Below are 24059 nucleotides of genomic sequence, written 5' to 3' on the forward strand. Positions count from 1 at the left end.
TGCATTAGCCCGGCAGCTTGAAGTTCGCGACGGACAGGCGCAAGTCGTTCGCGAGCTGGGCCAGGTTACCGATCGACTCGGCCGTCTGGCTTGCGCCGAGCGACGTCTGCGAGGTGATCTCCTGGATGACGTTCATGGTCGCCGAGGTGTCCGTCGCCGCGGCCGACTGCTGGCGAGCAGCGGCCGAGATGTTCTGAATGAGTGCCGACAGGTCGTTCGACACGCGCTCGATGTCGCCCAGTGCCGTGCCGGCGTCCTCGGCCAGACGCGCACCGGCCACCACTTCCGCGGTGGTCTGTTCCATCGAACTCACCGCTTCGTTGGTATCGGACTGAATCGTCTGCACCAATGTTTCAATGCGCTTGGTCGCGCTCGCGGAGCGTTCCGCGAGGCGCTGCACTTCGTCCGCCACCACCGCGAAACCGCGACCGGCCTCACCTGCCGAGGCCGCCTGAATGGCGGCGTTCAAGGCGAGGATATTGGTCTGCTCGGCAATGTCGTTGATGAGTTCCACGATCGAGCCGATTTCCTGCGACGACTCGCCCAGCCGTTTGATGCGCTTGGAGGTTTCCTGGATCTGGTCGCGGATCGAGTCCATGCCCTGAATCGTCTCGCGCACCACTTCGGCGCCACGCGAAGCGATCTGCACCGAGCGCTGGGCCACGTCGGCCGATTCGGCGGAGTCCTTCGACACCGTATCCATCGAGGTCGCGATCTGATTGATGGCCGAGGTCGCGGACGTGATCTGCTGCGCCTGTTGCTCCGCCGCGTCGGCGAGGTGCATGGCGGTGGCCTGGGTTTCCTGTGCCGCGGCGGAGACGCGCACCGCGGTCTCGTTGATCGTGGTGACGAGGTTGCGCATCTCGTCCACCGCGGAGTTCATGGCGTCCGCGATGGCGCCCGTGATGTCCTCGGTCACCGTGGCCTTGATGGTGAGATCGCCTTCGGCGAGCGTACCCATCTCGTCCAGCAGCCGCATGATCGCGGTCTGGTTACGCTGATTGAGTTCAGAGGTGGTCTCGAAACGGCGGCGCTGGTCACGCACGAGGTTGTAGACCAGCAGCAGCGCGAACAGCACGGCGCCGATCGCACCGAGCAGGCCCCACCAGACGTTCGGGAAGAGACGGGTCAGCGGCAACTTGGCGATCTGGTCGGCGGACTCATTCGCGCGCAGCAGCACGGTCTGCGAATCCAGCGAGGCCTGGTTGCCTGCGCGCTTCACGTCCTGGAGATTCGGCGACGCGGCGACCAACTGGTTCACAGGGTCCACGAGGTCACCCCAGGAACTCTGCATGCCTTCGAGAATCTTCCGCGCATTCGCGTCGCTGATCGCACGAACGCCGCCTTCGGCGTTGCCGTCGACCAGGCCCTTGAGCACGGCGCCGTAGAGCTGCGCATCGCGGGAGAGACCGTCGGCGGCGGATTGCGCACCATCGCCGCCCTGCAGGATTTCCTGCACGCGACGGATCATGCGGTCAGCCATCAACATCCAGCGGGCGAGCGTGAAGGTCTGCTCCACCGAGGCATTCTTCTGCTGGACGATGTTCATCACTTCGTCCGTGCGTGCGTTCAGCAGCGGCATCTGCTTGGCGAACAGGTCGGCCCGCTCGCCCGAGGACAGCACCAGGTCCTTGTTCGAAAGGATCTTGCCGATGTCCGCGTCGAGCTGATGCCAGGCGTTCGCCAGGGCGCCGATGGAGCGTCCGGCCTGGTTGCCGTCGCCCGCGTAGGCAGGCATGCCGGTCTTGGCATCGCCGTTCACGAGGCGCTGCACCGCCGAATCGATCGTGTTGCGTGTGGCGGACAATTCACGGAACGAGTCGCGGTTGCCGTCGGACGCCTCCAGCGCGTACTTCGCGGTCTGCTGCGAAAGCACCTGCACCTGCGTCGTGAGCGCGATGGCTTCGCGGTCCTCGCCGTTCTTGTTGTTCAGCCACCAGAAGTCGACCGACGCCAATCCGATCGCCAGGAGCAGGAACACGATGACGATCGTGTAGCCACGTTCCCGGCCTGCGCCGCCTGCTGTCGTGCTCATATCCACCTCACCCAAACCTGGCAAAGCTAGCCGCCGACGCCTCACTGGCCACCGGCATGACGAAGCGGTCCGCGGACCGCCCCTCCGTTCCCATCGCAGCATCGGCCGAAGCCGTTACCGCCCATCCTGTAAAGGGTCGGCCTTCCGGCCGTCCCCTCCCCCATGGAGGCGTTGTTACAACGCCGCCTGCCGGAAGTCCGGCGCACGAACCAGACGGCTCATGCTGAAAAGCCCATACGTCTGCTCGCCGAGCTGGACGTTCTCGCTGACGAACCGCGTCAGGCGCGGGTCGTTCTCTTGCTTACCCGTGTCGCGCTGACCCTCGTCCATCGTGCGCTGGCCGAACACTTCGTCCACCAGCAGCCCGACCGTACCGCCGTGCTGGCGAACCAGCAGAAGCCGCGCCCGTTCCGATGCGGGCGTGCGCTCGTCGAACAGAAAGCGCCCGAGGTCGATCGCCGGCACGAGATTGCCGCGCACGTTCGCCACGCCCATCAGCCAGGGCTGCGCGCCCGGCACGTGGGTCAACGGTGGGACGGCCAGCAGTTCGTTGATTTCCTCGATGCCGCTGACGAAGGCGCGGCGCCCCACGCGAAAGCCGATGCCGCGCCACAGACCCAGCGACTCCACGCTCTCGGGTGCGTCGGCGGAGTGCGCAAGGCATGCCCGCTCATAGTGGGCGAGCAGTTCGAAAGGCGTGAGTGCCGCGTTCTCGCTCATGGCGTCCTCAATGCGTCGTGTTCGGCAGGAGGCTGGCGATAGTCGAAAGCAGCTCCTTCTCGTTCACCGGCTTGGTGATGAAGGCCTTGGCACCCTGTCGCAGGCCCCAGACGCGATCGGTCTCCATCGACTTGGTGGTGATCATCACCACCGGCACGTCGGCCGTCTTAGGATCGCGGCTCAGCGTGCGCGTGGCCTGGAAGCCGTTCATACCGGGCATGATCACGTCCATGATCACGAGGTCGGGCTTGTTCGCGCGAATACGGTCGAGTCCCGCTTCGGCGTTATCGACGCTGGAAACGGAGAAGCCCGCCTTTTCGAGCAGCGTGGTGAACACGCGAACGTCGGTGGGCGAGTCGTCGATGATGAGAATGTTTGCCACACGTCCCCCTGGACGTCGTCATACGGTGGAATGCGGTCAACTGGCCGTCGCGTAGCGATGGATCGCGCCGAGAAGCTCGTCGCGTGTGAACGGTTTGGTGAGGTATTGCTCGGCCCCGACGATGCGTCCGCGGGCCTTGTCGAACAGACCGTCCTTGGAGGACAGCATGATCACCGGCGTACCGCGGAACTGGGCGTTGTTCTTGATCAGCGCGCAGGTCTGGTAGCCGTCGAGGCGCGGCATCATGATGTCGACGAAGATGATGTTCGGCTTCTGGTCGGAGATCTTCGCCAGTGCCTCGAACCCGTCGACGGCGGTCAGTACGTCGCAGCCTTCCTTCTTCAGCAGGGTCTCGGCCGTGCGTCGGATGGTTTTCGAATCGTCGATGACCATGACCCGCAATCCGGCCAGGTCGTTACCACGTCCGTTTTCGTTCACTGCGCCCCCGGTGCCACGCAAAAAACCGCAAATACTGTCGCAGGATAGCCGGTTCTTGCCGACTATTCCGTGCGCCAGGTCGATGTCCGGAACCCCACGGTCCCGACGGCCCGCTCTTTCGGCGTTCCTCCCGATCGCTGTTTAATGGTTGGCTGGGGTCCCGTCAAGATGAATTCTTCTTAAAGCCCACCATCGGCAGTTGCCCACGGCGCCTGACGTCCCCTGACGCCGGCCCGTGCCAACGGACGCCGCTCTTCACTAGACTTGGCGTTTTCCTGCTCCCGGGATATTCCCATGCCGCTTTCCGTCGCCGTCCTGATGGATCCGATCCGCGCCATCAAGATCGCCAAGGACACCACCTTCGCCATGTTGCTCGAGGCTTCACGGCGTGGGCACGCCCTGCTCTACATGGAACAGGGCGACCTCGCGCTTCGCAATGGCGAGGCCTGGGCCAGGTTGCGGCCCCTGACCGTCAAGGAAGACCCCGCCGGCTGGTTCACCCTGGGCGAGCCCCAGTGGCGACCGCTGGCCGAGGTGGACATCGTGCTGGCCCGCAAGGATCCGCCGGTGGATGCGCAGTTCATCTACGACACGATGGTGCTCGAACGTGCCCAGCGGGCAGGCTGCAAGGTGGTGAACGATCCCCGCTCGCTCCGCGACTGCAACGAGAAGGTGTTCTCCCTGGACTTCCCGCAGTGCATCGTGCCGACGCTGGTGTCGCGCGACGCAGCCGAGCTGAAAGCCTTCGTGGCGGAGCACGGCGAGGTGGTCCTCAAGCCGTTGGACGGCATGGGCGGCCGCGGCATCTTCCGGGTGAAGAAAGGCGATACCAACCTGAACTCCATGCTGGAGACGATGCTCAACGGCGGTCGCAACTTCACGGTGGTCCAGAAGTACATCCCCGAAATCACGGCGGGCGACAAGCGCATCCTGCTGATCGATGGCGAACCGGTGCCCTATGCGCTCGCCCGCATTCCGCAGGGCGACGAGTTCCGCGGCAATCTGGCGGCAGGCGGACGCGGAGAAGGCATCGCCCTTTCCGAGCGCGATCGCTGGATCGCCGCCCAGGTCGCCCCGGAGCTGGTCCGCCGAGGCCTGCGTTTCGTCGGCCTCGACGTCATCGGCGACTATCTGACCGAGATCAACGTCACATCTCCGACCGGCGTGCGTGAACTCGACGCCCAGTTCGGCATTAACATCGCGGGGCTGATGTTCGACGCGATCGAGGCCCGATGACGACCCGTCCCACCGGCGCCGACCTGATCGGCGCCACCCTGCTGTTCTCGCTCCTGCTGCATGGCATCGTCATCCTCGGCATCACCTTCCGGGCGGAACCACCGCGCCCGAGCGTCCCGACCCTCGACGTGACCCTGGTGGACGTGGCGAACCAGGAGCCGCCGGACAAGGCCGACTTCCTCGCCCAGGCGAACAACTCGGGCGGTGGCGATCAGGACAAGGCAGCGCGCCCGTCGGAGCGCGTCTCCGGCCCGCTGCCGACGCCGCAGCGCAGCGACGCCGTGGAACCGAAGGAAGCCCGTGCGCCCGCACCGCGAGAAGCCCAGCCCGACACGCTGCTGACGACGTCGGGACAGACCGCCTTCACCGTGAACACCGACAAGCAGCAGGTCGAGCGAAAGTCGCAGCCCCTGCCCGAAGCCGACGAGGACACCCAGCGCCAGACCGAAATGGCCAAGCTGGCGGCGGAAGTGCGGGACCAGTCGCAGGCGTATGCAAAGCGCCCGAAAAAGAAATACATCTCATCGAACACCCGCGAGTACGCGTATGCGGCGTACATGAAGGGCTGGGTGGGCCGGGTCGAACGCGTCGGCAACCTGAATTACCCGGACGAGGCGCGCCGCCAGGGCCTCTACGGCGAACTGGTCCTCACGGTGGGCCTGAACCGCGACGGCTCGATCAAGAGCATCGACGTCATCAAGAGTTCGGGACATCCGCTGCTGGACGAGGCCGCGCAGCGCATCGTGCGGCTGGCGGCCCCGTTCCCCGCCCTGCCCGCCGACAAGACGCGGGTGGACGAGCTCTACATCACCCGGACATGGCAGTTCCTGCCCGGTAACGTGCTGCGCAATTACTGAGCGCCGCGCTACTTCGGCAACAACTGATCCGCCTCGCTGACGTATGCCTTTTCCGCCTTGCGATCCCATACGCACAGCTCGCGACCGGGGCGATTCTTCATGTGCGTCTGTGGATAACGGCCCGCCAGTACCAGGGCCGTGACCGGTACCCGGTCGTCGTACTGAATGGGACCGCCCACCGGCGTCGCTCCCTTGAGGCCGCTGGCCGCGACGCAGGCCTTCACCAGTCGTTGGTTGTAGTCCTTCCAGGCGTCGGGCGCCGAGGCGGCCGCGGCTCCTGAAACCAGCAACGCAACAACGGCAAAACCCTTTGTAAACATAGGCTTCCTCATGGGAATAGCTCCTTGCAATGGAGCCACACGGTAAGCGCTTCGAGCTTAACCTTCGCACACGGCTCATGGTCGTAGCGGCTACAATGCGGCCATGACGATCGCCAATACCTTCGCCGGGCAATTCCTCATAGCGATGCCCTCGCTTGCCGAGCCGCCTTTCGCGCGCGGGGTAGCCTTCCTTTGCCAGCATGGCGAAGACGGCGCGGTCGGGCTGCTGATCAACCAGATTTCCGAATACCGTTTGGGGGACGTGCTGGCCCAGATGAAACTGTCCTGCGACGATCCCGAGATCGCGGATCATCCGGTCCTCATCGGCGGACCGGTGCAGCAGGAGCGTGGCTTCGTGTTGCATCGCGAGCCCGGCAACTGGGATTCCAGCTACCGCGTCAACGAGGACTGGTCCGTCACCACCTCGCGCGACATCCTCGTCGCCATGGCGGCTGGCGAAGGCCCTCGCCGCGCCGTCGTCACCCTTGGCTATGCGGGCTGGGAAGCCGGCCAGCTCGAGCAGGAAGTGATGGACAACGCCTGGCTCACCATCCCGGCCGACGAACGTATCGTCTTCGACACGCCCCTCGACGAGCGCTGGATCGCCGCCGCGCGCAAGCTCGGCGTACATGACCCATCCCAATTGGCCGGCTACGCCGGTCACGCCTGATCACCCCAGCACGATGAGCTGCCTGTTCGGCTTCGACGTCGGGACGAAGATCGTCGGCGTCGCCGTCGGCAATCGTCTCACCGGCACCGCGCGCGCGCTCGCGGCCATACCCGTGCGTGACGGGGAGCCCGATTGGCAAACGCTCGACACCTTGCGGCGCGAATGGCTGCCAGCCGAACTGGTGGTGGGTCTGCCGCTCGACAACGACGGCAAGGAACAACCCATGTCGCGCACCGCGCGCCGCTTCGCCGAGCGCATCGGCGAGCGCTACGGCCTTCCCGTTGCCCTGACCGACGAACGCATGAGCTCGCAGGAAGCCGCACGGCGCTTCGCCGCCGCGCGCGCCGCGGGCACGCGCAAGCGTTCGGACGCGAAGTCGATCGACGCCGAGGCCGCCGCGGTGATCCTGGAGTCGTACCTGGTCCAGGCATGAAACGCGCCGCCGCAGATCTTCCGTATCCATCACCTTGAGGACGTCATGTCACAACGCCTGCGCCATTTGACCACCCTCGACAATGTCCCGCGCGAGACGATCGAACGCCTGCTAGACCGCGCCAACAGCATGCGCGAAGCGACCGCGCACGGTACCCGCAAGCTCGAACTGCTCGCCGGCCGGACGGTACTCAACCTGTTCTTCGAGCCGTCCACGCGCACGCGCACGTCGTTCGAACTCGCCGCGCGCCGCCTCGGTGCCGACGTCGTCAATTTCGACATCGGGTTTTCCTCCACCGCCAAAGGCGAGGAACTGTTCGACACGCTGCATACGCTCGAGGCGATGCATCTCGACACCATCGTGGTGCGGCACAAGGAATCGGGCACGCCGGAGTCGCTGGTCCGCCACGCGATGAGCGGCGTCGCGGTGGTCAATGCCGGCGACGGCAATCGCGCGCATCCCACCCAGGGCCTGCTCGATGCGTTGACCATCCGCAACCACCATCCGGATTTCCGCAAGCTGCGCATCGTCATCTGCGGTGACGTGCGCCACTCGCGCGTGGCGCGCTCCGACGTGCATGCCTTTACCGCGCTGGGCGCACGCGACATCCGCATCGTCGGCCCGGCAGCGCTGCTCCCGTCCGAGGGCGAGCTGAGCAACGTGAGCTACCACGACGACTTCGACGAAGCCATCGAGGGCGCGAACGCCGTCATCATGCTTCGCTTGCAGAAGGAGCGCATGGCCGCCACGGACCTGCCGGACGAAGCGGCGTACTTCGAGCGCTTCGGTCTCGACACCCGCCGCCTCGCCCGCGCCGCCAAGGGCTGTCTCGTGATGCATCCGGGCCCGATCAATCGCGGCATCGAGATCGCCCCCGAGGTCGCCGACGGCGCCCAGTCGCGCATCCTCGAACAGGTCGGCAACGGCGTCTTCGTGCGCATGGCGGTCCTGGCCGAGGTCATGGGCCGATAGCCCGCGTAAGAATTTGCGCCGAGGGGGCGCGTCGGACGTCTTCCCGTCCGACGCTTCCGGCATAATGGCCGGACCAAGGGACCAACTATATGGGATACAGAATGCGACCGACGAAGCGACTCATCGCGCTCGGCCTCGCCAGCGTGCTGCTGGCGGCCTGCGGCCACAAGGACAAGGACGCCCCTCTGGCTTTCGTGCCAGCGGACACGCCCTACGTCGTGGCGAACCTCGACAAACTCGACGACGACGCCTATGAGGCCATCGTCTCGCAGGCCAATACCGAACTTCCCGGTCAGGTCGCGCAGATGAAGTCCCTCGCCCAGGATCTCGAAGCCAAGGGCAACGTGGACGGTGCGCGCCTGCTCAAGGCCTTCGCCGCGGAGTTCGACGGCAAGACGGCCGAGGCCGCGCTGAAGAACATGGGCCTCGACATCAAGACGGGCTCGGCCATTTACGGTCTGGGCCTCAGCCCGGTCGCTCGCGTGGCGCTGGCCGATCCCGCTGCATGGGACGCCTTCGTCGGCCGCCTCGAAACTGCCTACGGCAAGAAGCTCGACAGCGCAGACGCCGGTGGCCAGGCCTACCGTCACGTGGCCCTGTCCGATTCCGGTCTGCAGCTGGTGATTGCCACCGTGGGCAAGCAGGCCGTGGTCTCGTTGCTGCCGGCCGACGCCGCGCAGCCGATGATCCGCCAGGCGCTCGGTGCGGATCGTCCGGAGAAGAACCTGCAGGACGACGGTCGCCTTGCCGACCTCGCCAAGGACAAGGGCTATAAGGATTACGCCGGCCAGCTCGATCTCGTTCGCCTGCTGCCGCTCGTGGCCGCCGGCAAGGACCCGCTGTTCTCGACCTTCCTGAAGCACCAGGCGCAGCAGACTGGCGAGCCGGTACCGGCACTGCCGCCGAGCTGCACCACCGAGGCCAGCCGCATCGCCACGCGTGTGCCGTCGATCAGCTTCGGCTACACGCGACTGGACATGCACCATCAGGAACAGCGCGTCGACGTGGCACTGGCCGACGACATCACCAAGGCCTTCTCGGGTCTCAAGGTGGAGGTCCCGGGGCTGGGCAAGGAAGCGGACGGTCCGTTCGACGTCTCTCTCGCACTGCCGATGGAACAGATCCGCACGTTCTTCACGGCGCAGGCCGAAGCCGTCGCCGCCAAGCCGTTCGAATGCCCAGCCTTCGCCAGCATGAACGACAGCTTCGCCAAGCTCGGCTCGACGATGCAGCAGGCAGCCATCCCGCCGATCGGCGACATCCGCGGTCTGCGCGTAGTGCTCGACTCGTTTACGCCGGCCGCCGCAGGTCAGCAGATGCCGAAGTTCACCGGCCGCGTACTGCTCGGCACGCGCAATCCGGCGGGCCTCGTCGCGATGGGTCAGGCCATGCTCGGTGGCGACTTCAAGCTCACCGGCGACGGCAAGCCGACAGCGCTTCCGCAGAACATCACCGGCATGCTGGGCATGCCCGGCTGGGCTGCGATGAACGGTCAGGCCATCGTGATCGGCGTGGGCGATGGCGAGGACGCCAAGCTCGACGACATGTTGATGGCCTCCACGGGCGACGCCGGTCGCCTGGGCCGCATGCATCTCAACGGCGACATGTATCGCAACTGGGTGGACCTGATGGCCGACAAGGCACAGTCCTATGCCGATGCGATGAGCCAGGCCGCTGGTGCGGACGGCACCGATGGCGCGGCCGACGACTCGGCCAAGCAGGCCTCCGCGGCGGACCGCTCCAAGGCACAGTTCGAAGCGATGAAGGCGCAGGCTGCCCGCATCGTGCAGGTCTCCGGCGAATCTCACATGGACGAGAAGGGCCTCGTGATTTCCGGCGCGGTCGAATACAAGTAAACCATCGCTACACGTGACACGAAAAAGGCGCTCTTCGGAGCGCCTTTTTCGTTGTATAGCGGCCCACGTGCGCACTCGACGACGCGTGTACCGCCCTCCCCTGCACAAAGCTGAACAGCCCGACTGAGCCGGCACGGATCGTTCACGGATGCGCTGTTTCCATAGGCCTCGCGAAACGGCAGCCACAGCGCGCGGCGCCATCGCCATCCATTTTTCAGTGCGAGAAAGGAGTTATCCATGAGCCATGCCAACCTTCGTAAGGCCCTGTTTGCCGCTGCCCTCGTTGCCGGTCTCGGCACGGTTCCCTTCGCGCAGGTCCACGCCCAGGACTCGGCTGCTGCCACGTCGAAGGGTGACAACCAGACGGTCGCCGGCAAGGCCGATGACACCTGGATCACCACCAAGGTGAAGTCCGAGTTCGCTGCCAACAAGTCGGTAAAGGCGACCGATATCTCGGTCAGCACCACCGAAGGTGTCGTTACCCTGACCGGTACGGTCGCCACGGCGAAGGAAAAGAGCCACGCTGAAGCGATCGCCAAGAAGATCAAGGGCGTGAAGAGCGTCGATGCGAGCGGCCTGACCGTCTCCGGCGCCGCTAAGTAAAAATAAGGCACATGTGGGAGCCGCTATAGCGGCGAGAAGCCAACGAAGCGGCGAAGCAGCGAAGCCTGTTTCCACCGCTACAGCGGCGAGAAGCCCACGAAGCCGTGAAGCGGCGAGGTATGTTGCCTTGCCCTTGTAGCGGTTAGATGTAAGAGGAGCCGCGTAGCGGTGAGGTATGTTCCCTCGCCGCTATAGCGGCTCCTACTTTTTTAGCGATGCAGCATGCCGCCGAAGGTGTTGCGATCGGTGGTCTTGTCGATCTCCACGCCTTCCAGACCCTGCGACAGCGTATGCGCGTCGCCGCCCTGCGCGAGCTTGATGCGCAGGCGGACTTCGTTGGAACTATCCGCGTGGCGCAGCGCGTCCTCGTAGGAGATCTCGCCCTGGTGGTACAGCTCCACGAGGCTCTGGTCGAACGTGCGCATGCCGAGCTGGTTGGAATCGCGCATCAGTTCCTTGAGCTTGTGAACCTCACCCTGGCGGATGTAATCCTGGGCGAGCGGCGTACCGAGCAGCACCTCCACCGCCACGCGACGCGCCTTGCCATCGGGCGTGGGAATGAGCTGCTGCGCCACGATGCCCTTCAAGTTCAGCGAGAGATCCATGAAGAGCTGCTGGCGCCGATCTTCGGGAAAGAAGTGCAGGATGCGATCCAGGGCCTGGTTCGCGTTGTTCGCATGCAGCGTGCACAGGCAGAGGTGACCGGTCTCGGAGAAGTTGATCGCATGCTCCATGGTCTCGCGTGTGCGCACCTCACCGATCATGATCACGTCGGGTGCCTGGCGTAGCGTGTTCTTCAGGGCGTTTTCCCAGCTGTCGGTATCGATGCCGAGTTCGCGCTGGGTGATGATGCAGCCCTCGTGTTTGTGCACGTACTCGATCGGATCCTCGATCGTGATGATGTGCCCCGTCGAGTTCTGGTTGCGGTAGCCGATCATCGACGCGAGCGAGGTGGACTTACCGGTACCGGTACCGCCGACGAAGATGATGATGCCGCGTTTGGTCATCGCCAGTTGCTTGATGATCGGCGGCAGGTTCAGTTCTTCCGGCGTCGGGATCTTCGATTCGATCCGGCGCAGCACCATGCCCACGCAATTGCGCTGGTAGAAGCACGACACGCGGAAACGACCGATGCCCGAGGCACTGATCGCAAACTGGCACTCGTGGGTCTTTTCGAATTCCTCGCGCTGCGCAGGCGTCATCACGTTCAGCACCATGTCGCGCGACTGCTGCGCGGACAGCGGGCTCTGGGTGATGGGGACGATACGCCCCTGCACCTTCATGGAAGGTGCCACGCCAGCGGTGATGAACAAGTCCGATGCCTGCTTGTGCACCATCAGCTTGAGAAATGAGGTGAAATCGAAGTCGCTCATCGGAAGTCCGTAAGTTGGCCCCGGCTGCGCCGGGGCATCGTGAAGCGTGAACCGTAAGCTAGCCCCTAGCCCCAGCTTACTCTTTCCAGCGGCCTTCGGCCGCGACTCACAGGCCCAAAGGGCCGACTTACGCCCCTAGCGGAAGCCTTCCTTGTTCTTCGCGTAGGTCGAGGCTTCCTGGCGGGTGATGAGGCCGCGCTTCACCAGGTCGGCCAGATTCTGGTCCAGGGTCTGCATGCCGTACTGCTGGCCGGTCTGGATGGAGGAATACATCTGCGCGACCTTGTCCTCGCGGATCAGGTTACGGATCGCGGGGATACCCACCATGATCTCGTGTGCCGCCAGTCGCCCGCCGCCCACCTTCTTCAGCAGCGACTGGGAGATCACTGCGCGCAACGATTCGGAGAGCATCGAGCGGACCATCGGCTTCTCGCCTGCCGGGAACACGTCGATGATGCGGTCGATGGTCTTCGCCGCGGACGACGTATGCAGCGTGCCGAACACCAGATGCCCCGTCTCGGCGGCGGTCAGGGCGAGGCGAATGGTTTCCAGATCGCGCAACTCACCGACCAGGATGTAGTCCGGATCTTCGCGCAGTGCCGAGCGCAACGCCTCGTTGAATCCATGCGTGTCGCGATGCACCTCGCGCTGGTTTACCAGGCACTTCTGCGAGGTATGCACGAATTCGATCGGATCCTCGACGGTGAGGATGTGGCCGTATTCGGTCTTGTTGACGTGGTCGACCATGGCCGCCAGCGTCGTGGACTTGCCCGAGCCGGTAGGGCCCGTCACGAGAATGAGCCCCTGCGGCTGCTCGATCAGCTCGCGGAAAATCTTCGGCGCGCCGAGGTCTTCCAGGGTCAGCACCTCGGACGGAATGGTACGGAACACGCCGCCCGCGCCACGGTTGTGGTTGAAGGCGTTGACGCGGAAGCGAGCCAGGCCCGGGATCTCGAACGAGAAGTCGACTTCGAGGAATTCCTCATAGTCGCGCCGCTGCTTGTCCGACATGATGTCGTAGATCAGCGAATGGACCTGCTTGTGTTCCAGAGCCGGGATGTTGATGCGCCGGACGTCGCCGTCGACGCGAATCATCGGCGGCAGACCCGCGGAAAGGTGCAGGTCGGAGGCCTTGTTCTTCACGGAGAAGGCAAGGAGTTCGGCGATATCCATTGTGGTCCCCTGTCTTGGTCGGCATAGGTAACCATGCCCGGGGGGCCGCGACAAGGGACACACCCGCCGCGGCTCCGTATATCCTTCCAGGTTGTGAACGTCGTCGCCCACGGAGCGCATACCCCATGAATCGGATCGCCTTCATCGGCGGCGGCAACATGGCCACCGCCTTGATCGCCGGGATGATCCGCCACGGCGCCCAGCCGGGCGGCATCGCGGTTTCGGAACCGCGCGCGGAAGCGCTGCAGGAGCTTTCCCGCGAGTATGGGGTGGCAACCTATACCGACAACCTGGACGCCGCGGAAGGCGCTGCCATCCTGGTTCTGGCGGTGAAGCCGCAGATGCTGGCCGAGGTATGCCGGAACCTGCGGCCGGCGGTCCAGAAGTACCGCCCCCTGGTGATCTCCATCGCCGCCGGCATCCGTGTGCACCAGATCGAGCGCTGGCTCGACGCGGCGCTTCCGGTGGTGCGCTGCATGCCCAATACGCCGGCCATGGTCAGCGCGGGCGCCACGGCGCTCTATGCCAATGCGCGGGTCAGCGCGCCACAGCGCGCCGAGGCCCAGCACGTGCTGGATGCTGCCGGCCTCACCGTGTGGGTTCCCGACGAGGAACAGCTCGATATCGTCACCGCCCTGTCCGGCTCCGGACCGGCCTATTTCTTCCTGCTGGTGGAAGCGCTGGAAAACGCCGCCTACGACCAGGGTCTGTCGCGCGAGACCGCACGGGCCCTTGCGGCGCAGACGGCGTTCGGCGCAGGCCGGATGCTTGTCGAGAGTGGCGAAAGCGCGGCGACGCTGCGCCAACGCGTCACCTCGCCGAATGGCACCACCCAGGCCGCGCTGGACAGCTTCCGCGCGGACCACTTCCCGGCCATCGTGGCACGCGCCGTGGACGCGGCACGCCGCCGTGGCCGCCAACTTTCCGAAGACATGGAATCCATGCTGTGAATTACCTGACCAATGCCGGCGTGCTGCTCCTGCAGTTCGCCTTCGGAGCGCTCGTGACGCTGTTCGTGCTGCGGCTGCTCGCCGAGGCCAACCGCGCCGACTTCAACAACCCGATCTGCCAGTTCCTCTACCGATTCACCAATCCCGTACTGCGTCCGCTGCGCAAGGTGCTGCCGCCGGTGCGCCGGGTGAACACGGCGGCGCTGCTGATCATCGTAGCGCTGGAGGCCCTGAAGGTCGTACTGATCGTCGCCCTGGCGGGATTTGCTCCCGCGCCGCTTGGCGTGCTGGTGGCCGCCGTGGCCGAGACGCTCGACTTCTTCCTGCTGACATGGATCGTGCTGGTCTTCGTCTGGTCGATCATGAGCATGCTCTCGACGGACCGCTATCACCCCGTGGCGCGACTGGTCTCCAGTCTTGCCGAGCCGCTGGTGCGCCCACTGCGTGGCCGACTCACGATCGGCGGGCTGGATTTCTCCCCCACGGCGGTGCTGCTGGGATTGTTCCTGGCTCGCATCCTTGTGGCGCAGCCACTGTCGGACTGGGGCACGCGACTGCTGCTCGGCGCCTGAGGCGTCATGGCACTCGCCGCAAGGCGAGTGCCAACGTACGACGAGCTAGCGACCGCCGAGGCGCCGCGCGTCCGTCACGTTCGGCAACGCCGACAGCCGTCCGAGCAGCGTCGAGAGCTGTTCGTAATCCTTGACGCGCAAGGTGAAACGCATCTCCACTTCGCCGGTGCGCACCTGCACGCGGCTCGAGGACGCGACGATGTGCGGCCCCACGTTATTGATCGTGGTGGCGACGTCTTTTTGCAGGCCTTTCCGGTCGTAGCCGCGCAGTTCTACGTCCACTTCGTAGTTCTGCACGTCCACCCTGCCCCAGCTCACCTCGATCACGCGATCGGGATCGCGGCGTGCGAGGCGAGCGAGCGACACGCAGTCGGCGCGATGCACCGATACGCCACGACCGCGAGTGATGAAACCGCGCACGGGATCCCCCGGCAAAGGCTGGCAGCAACGCGCGAGCGTCGTGAGCAAGTTGCCCACGCCTTCGATGGACAGTGCCCCGCGGTCGTGTTGCGCGGCACGCGACGCCACCGGATTGCCCGACTGCGTGATCTCCGGCTCCGCAGGTTCCTGTAGCGAACGGGCCACCTGGCCAAGCGTGACTTCGCCAAGCGCCACAGTGACGTACAGCTCGTCCACGCTCTTCAGGCGGAACTGGGCGGCAAGCTTCGCCAGATCGACGTCATCGAGCGCCAAACGGCGCAACTCCTTCTCCAGTGCCGCCTTGCCGGCCACGACGTTCGCCTCATGGGCCTCGCGACGGAACCACGCGCGCACCTTTTCCCGCGCACGCGAGGTCGTCAGGTATCCGTGATGCGTGGACAGCCAGTCGCGGCTCGGCTCGGAGACCTTCGTGGTGAGGATCTCCACGCGATCGCCGCTGCGCGGCTGCGTCGAGAGGGGCACGATGCGGCCGTTGACCTTCGCGCCGCGGCAGCGGTGTCCGACCTCGGTATGGATGTGATACGCGAAGTCGAGCACCGTGGCGCCGCGCGGCATGTCCACCACTTCGCCCTTCGGCGACAGCACGTAGACGCGATCTTCCATCAATTCGGTTTCGAACCCGGCCGCCAGTTCGGCTTCGTCCTCGCCGCGCGGCTCCAGCAGCTTGCGCATCCAGGCGATCTTGGCCTCGAATTCGGCGTCCGCACCGCCGCCTTCCTTGTAGCGCCAGTGCGCGGCGACACCGAGTTCGTTCGCGCGGTGCATCTCGTGCGTACGGATCTGCACTTCGAGTGTCTTGCCTTCCGGACCCAGCACCGCCGTATGCAGCGAACGATAACCGTTGCCCTTGGGTCGTGCGATGTAATCGTCGAACTCGCCCGGCAGATGCGGCCACAGGCTGTGCACGAGACCGAGTGCCGCGTAGCAGTCCGCCACGCTGTCCACGAGGATACGCACGGCACGGATGTCGTAGAGGTCGGAAAACTCCAGCCCCTTTTTCTTCATCTTCTTCCAGATCGAGAAGATGTGCTTCGGTCGCCCGGCGAGGTCGGCGCGGATACCCGCGCCTTCGAGCAGGACGCGCAACTGCGCGAGGCTGGTGGTGATAAAGCGTTCGCGGTCGGCGCGGCGCTCGTCCAGCAGCCGCGCGATGCGCCGGTAGGTATCCGGTTCGAGGTAACGGAAGGCAAGATCTTCCAGCTCCCACTTCAACTGCCAGATACCCAGGCGATTGGCCAGCGGCGCGTGGATGTCCGAGGTTAGTTGCGCCAGCTCACGGCGCTCGTGGTCAGGCAACGCCATGGCCGTACGCATGGCGGCGAGTTGCCGCGCCAGCAGCACGAAGACCACGCGAAGATCGCGAATGATCGCCAGCAGAAGACGGCGCAAGCCTTCGGCGCCGCTGCGCGGACCGTGCTGCGCGTGCAGGGCCCAGACCTTCTCCGCCTCGCCCTGCCCTTCGACCAGCCGGCGCAATGACGGTCGCCAGGTTTTCGCGGCCTCGTCGGTCGCACCGGGCACGCCACAGGAGAGCGCGAACCACAACGCCGACGCGCAGGTCTCGTCGTCGCATCCAAGCGAGCGCAGCAGCTCGATCACCGTCTCGACTTCGGCACGGGCAGTCACCGGCAGTGCGGCGCACGCCTCCCGCGCCTGCTCGGTCAACGGCATCGCCTGGTCCTTCACCTCCGCCGGGAGGGTCCCGCTCATGGCCTGCCTCCGTTCATCGTGCCGCCTGCGCCGCTTCCAGCGCCCGGGCGAGCCGTTTCGCCGATACAGGTTCGGCCGTCTTCAATTCCTGCGCAAACAACGAGACACGCCACTCTTCGAGCAGCCAACGCAGCTCGCCCCAGATTCCGTCGTTCAATCCCGTGCCGCCCGCGTTGAGCAGAGCGCGCCAGTACGGCAGCACTTGCAGCATACGCGACTGGTCGCGCGCCGGGTCCTGGCGCAGCCTTTCGCCGCGCAGGCGCATGGCGCGGAGGTAACGAGGGAAGTGGGCAAGGCGGTCCAGCGGGAGTTCGCGCAGGAAGCCGGGCTGCACCAGCGCCGCCAGTTGTTCCCTGAGGTCGTCGTAGCTGGCCTTGGCAAAGCCCATCAACGGGGGCTCCATCCACGGTTTCAGTTCCGCCTGCGCCTCGATGATCGGCTCCGCCAGCTTGAGTCGCGCCATCGCCGCACCGAACAGCTCCCGCGCCAGCTCGGCGCGCAACGCCTCGAACGTCGACTGGGTACGTACCTGCAACGACCGGCGTGCCACCAGATCGGCGAAGCCGCCTTCGACCAGATCCTCGCGAAGGCCGTCGATGCTGCCCAGCGGCGCATATTTCAGCGAAAGCGGATTGGCGATGGGCAGTTGGCGCCGTGCCCGCTTGAACTCGGGCGACAGCGCCTGCCGCAGCAAGCGCTCCACGCCGCCGACGTGCGCCTCGGCCGCCTCGTCGGCGCGCTCGAAAACTCGCAGCGCCACCGCTTCGCCGAGATCCACCAGCGCCGGATACGCCTGGAGGCCGGCGTCGGAACGCACGGCTTCCGGTATGGCGTCGAAATCCCACGCGACGATGCCCTCGCGCGTGAGTTCGACGTCCGTCTTGCGCGAGAACGCCTCGCGCGCCTTGCTTTCCCAACGTGCGCGAATCTGCGCCAGATCGCGGCCCTCGGCCACGCTGCGCCCGTCTTCGTCATGCACGCGATAGCGCATCAGCAGATGGGGCGGCAACTCCGCATCGGCGAACGCGTCCGCCCCCACGTCCACACCCGTGGTGCGCTTGAGGAAGGACGCGAGGGCCGCCGTCAGCAGCTCGTCGCGTGGCGCTTCCGCCTCGACGAAGGCGCGCGCAAAGTCCGGCGCCGGCACGAAATTGCGGCGCAGCGCCTTGGGCAGCGTACGGATCAACTCGGCGACCTTGTCGGCCAGCAGGCCGGTCACGAGCCAGTCGCCGCGCGCCGTCGGCAACGCGTTGAGGAACGCGAGCGGCACGTGCATGGTGACGCCGTCGGCGGGGTCGCCTGGCACGAAGCGGTACTCGAGCCGGTAACGGTGCTGACCGATCTCCAGAGAGGCGGGAAACGCCTTCGGATCGAGACCGGCACCGGTATCCATGACATCGGCCAGCGTCCAGCGCAAAGCCGCCTGCTCCGATGGCGAGGCCTTGCGATACCAGGCATCCAGCGCACGCGTATCGGCAATGCTCTCGGGCAGCTTGCCGTCGAAAAAGGCCGCGAGGTCTTCGTCCGAGCGCAGCAGACCCGCGCGGCGCTGCTTCGCCTCGATGTCGTGCGCCTGTTCAAGAACGCGCGCGTTCGCGCGCACGAAGTCGGCGCGGCTGTCGAGGTCGGCGCGCACCAGCGCCTCACGCACGAAGATCTGGTGAGCCAGTGCGGGATCCTGGCGACGGAAGGTCACCGGGCGACGCTCGACGAGGACCAGTCCGAACAGCGTGACCTGTTCGTAGGCCACCACGGTGCCGCGCTTGCGCGACCAGTGCGCATCGCGCGCTGTCGATCGCACCAGATGGCCCGCCTGCGACTCGATCCACGCCGGATCGACGCGCGCACACATCATCGACCACACCTTGCCGCCGATATCGAGGATCTGCGCGGCGAATATCCAGGCCGGCGGCGACTTGGCCAGCGCCGAACCGGGAAATACCTGGAAGCGACGCTCACGCGTGCCGCGATAGACGCCCTTCTCGTCCTTGTGGCCGACCTGTGTCGGCAGGCCGGCAAGCAGGCTGCGGTGAACGGCTTCGAAGAGCGCGTCGCCTTCGGGACGCCCCGCTTGCGCAGGGCTGTCCGACCAGGCGAGATCACGCATGACCAGCACCAGTTGCCGATGCAGTTCACGCCATTCGCGCATGCGCATGAAGCTCAGGAAATGCCGCGAGCACCAGTCGCGGAGCTTCGACGAGGTGAGTTCCTCGGCAGCCTCCAGATAGGCCTTCCAGAGGTTCAGCACGCCGACGACGTCGGACTTGGGATCAGCGAACTGCGCATGCGCGGCATCGGCCTGCCCACGGGCGTCCGGCGGCCGCTCGCGGGGGTCTTGAATGCTGAGGAAGGCCACGACGGTGGTGAGCTCGGCCAGGCTGCCGAGCCGGCGCGCTTCCACCAGCATGCGCGCGAGTTGCACGTCGATGGGCAGCCGCGCCACGGTACGGCCGATCTCGGTCAGGCGGCGGTCTTCGCCGATCGCGCCGATCTCCGCCAGGCGCCGATAACCGTCCGCGACGACGCGCGGATCGGGAGCTTCGAGGAACGGGAAATCCTCCACCTCGCCCAGATCCAGCGCGAGCATGCGCAGGATGACGTTCGCGAGCGAGGAGCGCAGCAGTTCCGGGTCCGTGTATTCCGGACGCAGGACGAAGTCGGCTTCCTCGTAGAGGCGGTAGCAGATGCCGGGGCCCACGCGACCGCAGCGGCCCTTGCGCTGGTTGGCAGCGGCTTGCGAGATGGGCTCGACATGCAACCGCTCGAGCTGGCCGCGCTGGCTATAGCGTTTGACGCGTGCCGTGCCCGAGTCCACCACGTAACGGATGCGCGGCACGGTCAGCGAGGTTTCCGCCACGTTTGTGGCGAGCACGATGCGACGCTTCGGACCCGGCCGGAACACGCGGTCCTGTTCGTTGGCCGACAGTCGCGCGTAGAGCGCCAGCACCTCGGTTTCCCGGTACTGCCTTCGCGACAGCAGCAGGTGCGCGTCGCGGATCTCGCGCTCGCCCGGCAGGAAGACCAGCACGTCGCCGCGTGGGTCCTCCCGGGTGATCTCATCCATGGCGTCGGCGATCTGCTGAGCAAGATTGCCCTCGACCCGCTCGCCGGGCGGCCGGTAGCGGACCTCGACGGGATAGGTGCGTCCCTCGACCGCCACGACGGGGGCGCCACCGAAATGCTCGGCGAAGCGCTCGGTGTCGATGGTGGCCGAGGTGACGATGATCTTCAGCTCGGGTCGACGCACGGCGAGGCGCTTCAGATACCCCAGCAGGAAATCGATGTTGAGGCTGCGCTCGTGGGCCTCGTCGATGATGATCGTGTCGTAGGCGGACAGCCAGGGATCGGACTGCGTTTCGGCAAGCAGGATGCCGTCGGTCATGAACTTGACCAGCGCCTGGTCGGACACCTTCTCGGTGAAGCGCACCTGGAAGCCCACCTTGTCGCCCAGCGGCGTGCCGAGTTCCTCCGCCACACGAGTCGCCACCGAGCGTGCGGCGAGCCGGCGGGGCTGGGTGCAGCCGATCATGCCCGCCTCGCCACGCCCGGCGGAAAGGCAGAGCTTGGGGAGCTGGGTGGTCTTGCCCGACCCGGTTTCGCCCGCGATCACCACGACCTGGTGCTTGCGGATCAGCTCGACGATGTCGTCGGCACGGGCGGCGATGGGCAGCGAGGCATCGACCGTGACGGCAGGCTTGGACGCGGCGCGGGCCGCGCGGCGCGCGGCCGAGACGGCGATGTCGGCCTCCAGCGCCTGCAGCTTGCCGCTGTCCGGCTTGCGCGACAGCGCGCGCCAGCGGCCCAGGAGCCGGCCGAAGTCGCGGCTGGCGACCCGGTCGAGCGCGTCGCGCAGCTGGCGCAGGCGCGGATCGGGGGAGGAAGATCGGGCGGGGCTTGTGGAGGTACTCATGGGAACGCCAATAATAGCGTGCGCCTATCAACGGCATTGGAACGTTTCATTTCCTCTCACCGTCGCCGTTCGTTAGCATTTTCGCTGTAAAGATCCGAGAAAATCCAAGGAGAATTGCAACATGGCCATCGATATCGGCATTGCCAAGAAGGACCGCGAGGCGGTCGCCAAGCATCTTTCCAAGCTGCTGGCTGACACCTATTCCCTGTATCTGAAGACCCACAACTTCCACTGGAACGTGACCGGGCCACAGTTCAACAGCCTGCATGCCATGTTCGAGACCCAGTACAACGCACTGTGGCTGGCCGCAGACGAGGTGGCCGAGCGCATCCGCATCCTCGACGTGTTCGCACCGGGCTCCTACAGCCAGTTCGGCAAGCTGACCTCGATCAAGGAAGAGACCGGCGTACCCGACTGGAAGGACATGGTTGCCCAACTGGTGGAAGGCCACGAGATTGCCGCCGCCACCTCGCGCGACACGATCAAGGCCGCCGACGCCGCCGGCGACGAGGGCACGGCAGACATGGTCACCGGTCGCCTGAAAGACCACGAGAAGACCGCCTGGATGCTTCGCTCGCTGCTGAAATAAGCGCACATCCGACGCGCGTGCGCCCCGTTTCCCCGGGGCGCACGCCACCTTTCGGTCAGACCGACGCTGAGTTCAGCCTGACCGGACAGCCCGCTGCGCGTTGAGCCGTCACGCCCCGTTCGTTAAGCTCCCCCGGTTACCTCATTGATGTCATTCGGGGGCCGACCGGTCCGGGGATTGTTTTGAGCGCTGCCACCACGACCGAACGAAGCCATCCGATCCTTGCCGCGCTGATCCTCGCGATCCTCGTGGCGGCCCTGAATGTGGGCCTCTGGCTGGTAGCCAACCTGCCCAACGGACCGGACGACTGGCACGGCCCGATCCCGGGGTTCGCCTTCACGGCCTACCAGCGCTACCAGAATCCGATGAAGGGCGACGTCTCGACCGACCCCGAAATCGATAGCGACCTGCGCCTCATCAAGCGGTACTCGCCGCGCATCCGCACCTACTCCATGCTGGAAAACCCCCAGGTCGTGCGCCTGGCGGACAAGGAAGGCCTGGACGTCATGGCCGGCGCGCAGATCGATACCCGCCTCGAGAACAACGAGCGCGAGATCGAGGCGCTGATCGCCCAGGCCCACCGCTACCCGAAGACCATCAGCCGCGTGATCGTGGGTAACGAGGTGCTGTTCCGCGGCGACCTGAAGCCCGAGCAGGTCATGTCCTACCTCGACCGCGTGCGCGCCGCCGTGCAGCAGCCGGTCTCGGTGGCCGAGCCGTTTCACGTCTGGGTGCAGAATCCCGAACTCGCCGACCACGTGGATTTCATCACGGTCCACCTGTTCCCCTACTGGAACGGCATCGAGGCGAAGGCGGGCGTCAACGACTCGGTCGAGAGCTACAAGGCGCTGCGCGCCGAATTCCCCGGCAAGCACATCACCATCGGCGAAATCGGCTGGCCGTCCAACGGCGACCGCTACAAGTACGCCTATCCCAGCGTCTCCAACGAAGCGATCTTCCTGCGCACATTCTTCAACCAGGCCAAGGCCAACGGCATCGACGACTATTACGTCCTCGAAGCCATCGATCAGCCGTGGAAGGAAAACCTGGGCGAGGGCCGCACCGGCGCCTACTGGGGCATGTTCAACGCGGACCGCCAGTTGAAGTTCCCCTTCACGGGCCCGGTGACCGAGGACGTGGGCTGGCCGTGGAAGGCCTTCGCCGCCTCCCTGCTCGCGTTCTTCCCGATGCTTTGGTTCGGCATCCGTTTCAACCGCTTCAAGCTCGCCGGCCGCCTGTTCTTCATGGCGCTGATCCAGCTTGCCTGTGGCTTGATCGTCTGGTCGGCGACGCTACCGTTCAATTTCTACCTGAGCCCGTTCGACTGGGCGATGCTGATCCTGCTGTTCCCGGCGCAGATCGCCATCCTCGGCATCCTGCTCATCAATGGCTTCGAATTCACCGAAGTGCTCTGGCGGCGCGGCTGGGTGCGCCACGCCGGCATGCTTCCGCCCGATCCGGTGGAGAAGCAGCCGTTCGTGTCCATCCACCTCGCCTGCCACAACGAGCCACCGGAAATGGTCCAGATCACGCTGGACTCGCTGGCCGCGCTGGACTACGAGAACTTCGAAGTCCTGGTCCTGGACAACAACACCAAGGACCCAGCGGTATGGAAGCCGGTGGAGGAATACTGCAAGCAACTGGGTCCGAAGTTCCGCTTCTTCCATCTCGAACCCTGGCCCGGCTACAAGGCCGGTGCACTGAACTTCGGCCTCACCGCCACTGACGAACGCGCGGAAGTGGTGGCGGTGATCGACGCCGACTACGTGGTGCGCGCGGACTGGCTCTCGACGCTCACCGGCTATTTCCACGACGCCAAGGTGGCCGTGGTGCAGTGCCCACAAGCCCACCGCGATTTCGAAAAGAACCGCTTCCGCCGCATGACGGCATGGGAATACGACGGTTTCTTCCGTATCGGCATGCACCATCGCAACGAGCGCAACGCCATCATCCAGCACGGCACCATGACGATGGTCCGGCGTTCCGCGTTGGAAGGCACGGGTGGCTGGTCGGAGTGGACCATCTGCGAAGACGCGGAGCTTGGTCTGCGCCTCATGCACGCCGGCTACGAGCTCGTCTACGTCGACGAGTTGATGGGCAAGGGCCTCACGCCGGCGGACTTCAAGGCATACAAGAGCCAGCGCTACCGCTGGGCCTTCGGCGCCATGCAGATCCTCAAGGGCCGCTGGAGCTGGATGACGCGCAAGGGTCCGCTTTCGGCCGGCCAGCGCTTCCACTTCCTCACCGGCTGGTTCAGTTGGTTTGCCGACGCGCTGCACTTCGTCTTCACGATGATGGGCCTGCTTTGGACCGCCGGCATGATTTACGCGCCGGAATACTTCAACCTGCCGATGCAGTTGTTCCTGATCCCCGTCATCGGATTCTTCTTTGCGAAGGCGATATTCGGCATCGTGCTGTATCGGGCGCGGGTCCCATGCGGTTGGTACGACACGCTCATGGCCTCCGTCGCCAGCATGGGCCTCTCGCACGCCATTGCGCGCGGCATTCTTCACGGCCTCACTCGCGAGAAGACCGCTTTCGTCGTCACGGCCAAGAGTCGCCGCATGGGTGGCAGCAGCTTTGCCGCTTTCGCGCCGGTACGTGAGGAAGGTCTCATGGCGATCGCCCTGCTCCTGGCGGTGATCGGCATGGCCTTGCACTACGGCACGAACTACGTCGAAAGCGAACTGTGGATGTTCATCCTCGCTGCACAGTCCATACCGTACGTGTCTGCACTGGTGGGCGCGTGGATCGCTCATCGCGCGGGTGACGAGGCAGGCTGAGCGTTCGTTCACATTCGTGTATCGACCTGCCGCGCT

The 24059-nt window shown here is 65.5% G+C and carries 20 protein-coding genes; 11 read left to right on the forward strand and 9 right to left on the reverse strand.

Translation table 11 applies throughout. The annotated features are described in order from the left end of the window. Positions 1-4: 4 nt before the first annotated feature. The 4 genes from BT115_RS06550 to pilG all read right to left on the reverse strand — a co-directional run bounded on the left by BT115_RS06550 (position 5) and on the right by pilG (position 3575). The gene (locus tag BT115_RS06550) at positions 5-2035 is read right to left on the reverse strand and encodes a methyl-accepting chemotaxis protein (RefSeq protein ID WP_072321664.1); all 2031 of its coding nucleotides are present in this window, start codon (positions 2033-2035) and stop codon (positions 5-7) included. 174 nt (positions 2036-2209) lie between these two features. Further along, positions 2210-2755, reverse strand: a complete 546-nt coding sequence (locus tag BT115_RS06555; RefSeq protein ID WP_072321665.1) for a chemotaxis protein CheW — start codon at positions 2753-2755, stop codon at positions 2210-2212. Between the two features lie 7 nt (positions 2756-2762). Further along, entirely contained in the window at positions 2763-3137 is a 375-nt protein-coding gene (locus tag BT115_RS06560; RefSeq protein WP_072321666.1) for a response regulator, read from the reverse strand. Positions 3138-3173: 36 nt separating this feature from the next. After that, complete coding sequence (gene pilG / locus BT115_RS06565) at positions 3174-3575, reverse strand: twitching motility response regulator PilG (RefSeq protein WP_304441863.1); 402 nt, start codon at positions 3573-3575, stop codon at positions 3174-3176. 294 nt (positions 3576-3869) lie between these two features. On the opposite strand from pilG, the gene gshB reads away from it, so the two are divergent. Beyond that, positions 3870-4811: a glutathione synthase gene (gshB, locus tag BT115_RS06570; protein WP_072321667.1), complete on the forward strand. Its 942-nt coding sequence runs from the start codon at positions 3870-3872 to the stop codon at positions 4809-4811. Further along, positions 4808-5668, forward strand: a complete 861-nt coding sequence (locus tag BT115_RS06575; RefSeq protein WP_072321668.1) for an energy transducer TonB — start codon at positions 4808-4810, stop codon at positions 5666-5668. Before gshB ends, BT115_RS06575 begins: the two co-directional genes overlap by 4 nt. 8 nt (positions 5669-5676) lie before the next feature. Here the strand turns inward: BT115_RS06575 and BT115_RS06580 are convergent, their stop codons facing one another. Continuing rightward, the gene (locus tag BT115_RS06580) at positions 5677-6000 is read right to left on the reverse strand and encodes a hypothetical protein (protein WP_218184720.1); all 324 of its coding nucleotides are present in this window, start codon (positions 5998-6000) and stop codon (positions 5677-5679) included. A 91-nt stretch (positions 6001-6091) separates the two neighbouring features. Between BT115_RS06580 and BT115_RS06585 the strand changes: the two genes are divergently transcribed. The 5 genes from BT115_RS06585 (at position 6092) to BT115_RS06605 (ending at position 10522) form a co-directional block, all read left to right on the forward strand. After that, positions 6092-6658 carry a YqgE/AlgH family protein gene (locus BT115_RS06585; protein ID WP_072321670.1) on the forward strand — a complete coding sequence of 189 codons (567 nt, stop codon included), beginning with the start codon at positions 6092-6094 and terminating at the stop codon, positions 6656-6658. 13 nt (positions 6659-6671) lie between these two features. After that, on the forward strand, positions 6672-7091 hold the full coding sequence (gene ruvX / locus BT115_RS06590; RefSeq protein WP_072321671.1) for a Holliday junction resolvase RuvX: 420 nt from the start codon (positions 6672-6674) through the stop codon (positions 7089-7091). A 45-nt stretch (positions 7092-7136) separates the two neighbouring features. Beyond that, entirely contained in the window at positions 7137-8063 is a 927-nt protein-coding gene (locus tag BT115_RS06595) for an aspartate carbamoyltransferase catalytic subunit (protein ID WP_072321672.1), read from the forward strand. Positions 8064-8164: 101 nt separating this feature from the next. Then, the gene (locus tag BT115_RS06600) at positions 8165-9919 is read left to right on the forward strand and encodes a hypothetical protein (protein WP_072321673.1); all 1755 of its coding nucleotides are present in this window, start codon (positions 8165-8167) and stop codon (positions 9917-9919) included. A gap of 237 nt (positions 9920-10156) precedes the next feature. Further along, positions 10157-10522, forward strand: a complete 366-nt coding sequence (locus BT115_RS06605; protein ID WP_072321674.1) for a BON domain-containing protein — start codon at positions 10157-10159, stop codon at positions 10520-10522. Between the two features lie 209 nt (positions 10523-10731). Here the strand turns inward: BT115_RS06605 and BT115_RS06610 are convergent, their stop codons facing one another. Together BT115_RS06610 and BT115_RS06615 are read right to left on the reverse strand one after the other, a co-directional pair. Then, positions 10732-11895: a PilT/PilU family type 4a pilus ATPase gene (locus BT115_RS06610; protein ID WP_072321675.1), complete on the reverse strand. Its 1164-nt coding sequence runs from the start codon at positions 11893-11895 to the stop codon at positions 10732-10734. A 135-nt stretch (positions 11896-12030) separates the two neighbouring features. Next, positions 12031-13068 carry a type IV pilus twitching motility protein PilT gene (locus BT115_RS06615; RefSeq protein ID WP_072321676.1) on the reverse strand — a complete coding sequence of 346 codons (1038 nt, stop codon included), beginning with the start codon at positions 13066-13068 and terminating at the stop codon, positions 12031-12033. 125 nt (positions 13069-13193) lie between these two features. Between BT115_RS06615 and proC the strand changes: the two genes are divergently transcribed. Further along, entirely contained in the window at positions 13194-14018 is an 825-nt protein-coding gene (gene proC / locus BT115_RS06620; RefSeq protein WP_072321677.1) for a pyrroline-5-carboxylate reductase, read from the forward strand. Continuing rightward, positions 14015-14590: a YggT family protein gene (locus BT115_RS06625; protein ID WP_072321678.1), complete on the forward strand. Its 576-nt coding sequence runs from the start codon at positions 14015-14017 to the stop codon at positions 14588-14590. Before proC ends, BT115_RS06625 begins: the two co-directional genes overlap by 4 nt. Positions 14591-14635: 45 nt before the next feature. Here BT115_RS06625 and BT115_RS06630 read toward each other — a convergent pair whose 3' ends face one another. After that, complete coding sequence (locus tag BT115_RS06630) at positions 14636-16741, reverse strand: bifunctional (p)ppGpp synthetase/guanosine-3',5'-bis(diphosphate) 3'-pyrophosphohydrolase (protein WP_072321679.1); 2106 nt, start codon at positions 16739-16741, stop codon at positions 14636-14638. Between the two features lie 13 nt (positions 16742-16754). After that, on the reverse strand, positions 16755-20651 hold the full coding sequence (gene hrpA, locus BT115_RS06635; RefSeq protein ID WP_072321680.1) for an ATP-dependent RNA helicase HrpA: 3897 nt from the start codon (positions 20649-20651) through the stop codon (positions 16755-16757). Positions 20652-20772: 121 nt separating this feature from the next. Here hrpA and BT115_RS06640 point away from each other — a divergent pair, with 121 nt between their 5' ends. Both BT115_RS06640 and BT115_RS06645 read left to right on the forward strand, forming a co-directional pair. Beyond that, positions 20773-21240 (forward strand): Dps family protein, encoded by a 468-nt coding sequence (locus BT115_RS06640; RefSeq protein ID WP_072321681.1) that lies wholly within the window; start codon positions 20773-20775, stop codon positions 21238-21240. A gap of 176 nt (positions 21241-21416) precedes the next feature. Next, complete coding sequence (locus BT115_RS06645) at positions 21417-24023, forward strand: glycosyltransferase family 2 protein (RefSeq protein WP_177257396.1); 2607 nt, start codon at positions 21417-21419, stop codon at positions 24021-24023. Positions 24024-24059 lie beyond the last annotated feature (36 nt).

The sequence above is a fragment of the Luteibacter sp. UNCMF366Tsu5.1 genome (assembly GCF_900119235.1).
GTDB classification, from domain to species: domain Bacteria; phylum Pseudomonadota; class Gammaproteobacteria; order Xanthomonadales; family Rhodanobacteraceae; genus Luteibacter; species Luteibacter flocculans.